Annotated in this window: 2 protein-coding genes and 1 pseudogene; 1 reads left to right on the forward strand and 2 read right to left on the reverse strand. The window is 60.2% G+C overall.

The window, feature by feature from the left end; translation table 11 throughout:
- Positions 1-98: 98 nt before the first annotated feature.
- A pseudogene (locus B9Y90_RS27740) lies at positions 99-233 on the forward strand (IS91 family transposase); the annotation flags it as partial.
- A 52-nt stretch (positions 234-285) separates the two neighbouring features.
- Here the strand turns inward: B9Y90_RS27740 and tnpC are convergent.
- Together tnpC and tnpB are read right to left on the reverse strand one after the other, a co-directional pair.
- On the reverse strand, positions 286-1,857 hold the full coding sequence (gene tnpC / locus B9Y90_RS25940) for an IS66 family transposase (protein ID WP_085543146.1): 1,572 nt from the start codon (positions 1,855-1,857) through the stop codon (positions 286-288).
- Between the two features lie 19 nt (positions 1,858-1,876).
- Positions 1,877-2,170: an IS66 family insertion sequence element accessory protein TnpB gene (gene tnpB, locus B9Y90_RS25945; RefSeq protein WP_085543147.1), complete on the reverse strand. Its 294-nt coding sequence runs from the start codon at positions 2,168-2,170 to the stop codon at positions 1,877-1,879.
- Positions 2,171-2,302 lie beyond the last annotated feature (132 nt).

The following is a 2,302-nucleotide window of genomic DNA, read 5'->3' on the forward strand; positions in this document are numbered from 1 at the left end:
TCTGATCGTGTTCATGCGATGTAACTCCCGGAATAATGCAGTCAGTAAAAGTATGGCACTAACACCTTAGGGAGGGGCGTCCATCACATCACTACAGTATTCTGTGTGGCGATCGGTTGCGCTTTGCCGGGGCGCAGGCCGGGATGCACGCAAAGGAATTGCTGTCAGAAAGGTATCACGTAATAGCAAAAAAACGATGGCTGCAAACAGGGCTTATGGATCAGTGTGCCTGAAAAATGGATTTCAGGTTAAAAAGCAAGCGTCACATACTAACCGTATTGACGCTCAGGCAGATGTGAGATCAGCTTTCCACGGCAGCAGATCGCGCAGTCGGTTCACCGACCAGTCCTGGATATGTTCCAGCACATAGCGCAGCCACGCCTCCGGCTCCACGCCGTTCAGCCGGCAGGTGCCGATCAGCGAGTACAGCACTGCTGCCCGCTCCCCACCCGTATCTGAACCGGCGAACAGCCAGTTTTTCCGGCCAAGGGCAACACCGCGCAGCGCGTTCTCCGCGATGTTGTTGTCTATCTCCGCCCAGCCGTTGCTGCAGTACAGGTTTAACGCGTCCCACTGCTTCAGCAGGTAGACAAACGCCTTCGCCGTATCCGAGTGCCGTGACAGCACCTTCATCTGAACCTGTATCCAGTCGTACAGCGACTGCATTAACGGGATAGTCTGCTCTTTACGTACCGCCAGCCGCTCGTCTGCCGGGCTGCCGCGTATCTCTGCCTCAATGGCATACAGTTTTCCGATTCGCTTCAGCGCTTCGGTTGTAATGTCGGTCGGTGTCCGGGCATGCACGTCGTGGATTTTCCGCCGGGCGTGCGCCATGCAGGCCGCTTCCGTGATGCGGCCGCCTTCGTACAGCGCGTTGTAGCCACCGTACGCGTCCGCCTGCAGGATACCGCTGTATCCGGCAAGATGTTGCTGCGGATGCACACCTTTCCGGTCCGGCGAGTACGCGAACCACACCGCCGGTGGAAGTTGCGACCCCGCATTACGGTCATCCCGTACGTAGACCCACAGCCGGGCCGTGCGGGTTTTGCCGCTGCCCGGCTCCTGAACCGGTACCGGGATATCGTCGGTATGCACTTTGCCCGGCATCAGCACGTACTGGCGCAGCAGGTCGTACAGCGGCTCCAGCAGCTCGCTGACCGCGCCGGACCAGCGCCCCAGCGTGGCACGACTCAGCTCCACGCCCTGCCGACGGTATATCTCTGACTGACGATAGTGAGGCGTATGTTCGGCGAACTTCGCCGTGACGATGCGCGCCAGCAGGCCGGGACCCGCATAGCTGCGCTCGATGGGTTTCGAGGACATGGCTGTCTGAACGATGTGGTCACAGCTACAGCAGGCCAGCTTCGGCCGCTGCGTTTCGATAACCTTAAAGGCGCTGCTGATAAGCTCCAGTTGCTCCGATACGTCGCAGCCCAGCGCACTGAGTTCGCCGCCGCATTCCGGGCAGGCGGTTTCTGCCGGCGACAGCGTGCGGGTTTCCCGGGGAAGCGAGGCTGGCAGCGGTTTGCGGGCAGAAGACTGGCGCAGCGGCTGCGGGAGTGCCGGGTCATGCTGCTCGCCCAGCACCTCTGCCATCTCCTCCTGCAGGGCGCTGATGCGCTCCTCTGCCTCGCGTACCTGGCGCTGCGTTTTCTCACGCAACTTTTCGGAGCTTTTGCCGAACTGCATACGCTGCAGCTTAGCGACCAGCGCCTTCAGGCGGTTGATTTCGCTGGCGTACGCCGCCACCCGCTGTGAGAGCAGGCGATTATACTCCGCCATTTTGCGGATGGTGGTCTGCTGCTCCTGCAGCTGCGCCCTTAGCCGGGCGTTTTCATCAGGGTATGAGGTCTCCATAACCCCACTTTACAGCAGGTTATATGCGTATTCCAGGGCGTTCCGTTCGCTGCGGATGTTTCCAGTTAATGCCTTCCAGCAGCATGGACAGCTGCGCCGGCGTAAGGTGGACTTTACCGTCGCGGGTCACCGGCCACACGAAGCGCCCCCGCTCCAGCCGTTTGGTGAACAGGCACAGGCCGTCCCTGTCCGCCCACAGCACCTTTATCATGTCGCCGCGACGCCCCCGAAAGATAAACAGATGCCCGCTGAACGGGTCATCCCGTAACGTGTTCTGCACCCTGGAGGCAAGGCCATTGAAGCCGTTGCGCATGTCCGTCACGCCGGCAACCAGCCAGATTCGTGAGCCTTGCGTATTCTGGCCTGGCGTGAACGGTCATTCTGGCGGAACGTGAACGCTGATTCTGGTTTTGCGTGAACGCGTATTCCGGCGGAAAGTACCACG

This window comes from Cedecea sp. NFIX57, assembly GCF_900177785.1.
Lineage (GTDB): Bacteria > Pseudomonadota > Gammaproteobacteria > Enterobacterales > Enterobacteriaceae > Cedecea > Cedecea neteri_C.

What these genes read in the sequence shown, in the direction of transcription:
- tnpB (WP_085543147.1), bottom strand. Translation starts at nt 2,170, where the DNA reads ATGCGCAACGGCTTCAATGGCCTTGCCTCCAGGGTGCAGAACACGTTA.
- tnpC (WP_085543146.1), bottom strand. Translation starts at nt 1,857, where the DNA reads ATGGAGACCTCATACCCTGATGAAAACGCCCGGCTAAGGGCGCAGCTG.